The sequence below is a fragment of the Gordoniibacillus kamchatkensis genome, from assembly GCF_000829455.1.
Lineage (GTDB): Bacteria > Bacillota > Bacilli > Paenibacillales > NBRC-103111 > Gordoniibacillus > Gordoniibacillus kamchatkensis.
Window position 1 is genome coordinate 1 of record NZ_JXAK01000147.1, and the last position, 1280, is coordinate 1280.

The 1280-nt window shown below is 53.4% G+C and carries 1 protein-coding gene; it reads right to left on the reverse strand.

Annotated elements, in window-relative coordinates:
- Nucleotides 1–457: 457 nt before the first annotated feature.
- A complete protein-coding gene (locus SD70_RS32535; RefSeq protein ID WP_156158318.1) occupies nt 458–712 on the reverse strand; it encodes a hypothetical protein in 255 nt (84 codons plus the stop codon).
- Between the last annotated feature and the right edge of the window lie 568 nt (nt 713–1280).

A 1280-nucleotide genomic window follows, 5' to 3' on the forward strand; every position in this document is an offset into this window, starting at 1 on the left:
CTCTAACCGGTGCTGTACGCCTTTTTGTTCCAATTTTGCGTCCCTATCGTCTCTGCATAAAGAACGATCATGACCCAGAGCGCCAACAACGAATGTATTCGCTAATTAGCGACTTCCGTGACGCTAGCCAAGGCAGATTTTACAAAAAGTGCGGTTAGCGCCTGATAATTCCATATACAGCGTCCAAGATTCGTTATTGGCGTCTCCCGGGGCTCTAACCGGTGCTTTACGCCTTTTTGTTCCAATTTTGCGTCCCCACTGGCTCTGCATAAAGAACTTGGTCTCTAAGCTGGGGGGCCCGAAGCTGCGGAGGCAGTTCGAAACGCCAAAACTGCAACTTCATCGCAACCAAATTTGAAAGGAAGATTGTTTGAGAACCATTCTGGTTCCGTATGCCGTGACGGCGATAAGTATTTTAATGTGAGAACCGCATAAGCTGGCTTTTACTGCTTCCGAATCACGCAGCTGCTTCGTGAATGGATTTAATCCAATTTTTCCGTACCATAAGCGGGTTGGCCTTTTTCTTCATTGGATTTACTCCGACCAAAAATACTTGCCGCCACGTTTTTGAGGGACGCAGGCACATACCGACAGCCATATGGTTGGATGTTTTGCAATGCAGCTCCCTCATCAAGCGGTAATTGCCCAAAAACATTGTACGTTTTCCATCGGTCTGGTCTATTTCGCCGTAGCTTGAGTTTCCGATCGCCAAGACAGTCCTTGTTCGGCCAGCTGTAGAAAACCGTCTATCGAGACCATTTAGACGGGTTCGACCCCAAGTTTTGCCCCGCAAACCCTGCTTAAAACGATCGTTTGGCCCGATTCAACGAACGAACTTTACCATTCAGAAGTCGGCGGGGATAAACCGATACGTCGTTGCTCAACGCATACGTCGTCACTCAGACGAGCACGTTTACCTTAGCGGAGTCAGCGGGAGTAGACACAACTTGTACTCACGGGCACAGACAGCAAAACGGACCGCAGCCCTGCCCGGGCAGCTGCGGTCCGTTAACGTCGGGTCGTCAGTTGACGCCCCTTTGCGGCGGGCATGTTCGGCTCGGCAGAAACGCCCTCACAGTGTGAGTGGCGGAAACGATCTCCCGTTATGAACTGGCGGTTGGCGTTACCGCCGTTCGCCGGCGAGCTCCTCAAAGCCATGCGGCAAGCCGCCGAGCAGCTTCCAGAGGCGGAGAATCGTAAAGCGCGGCCGCACGTAGTGGGCCGCCTGCAGCGACGCCGCCACGAGCTCCGGCTCCAGGCCGAGCTCGCCCGGCGTCGCC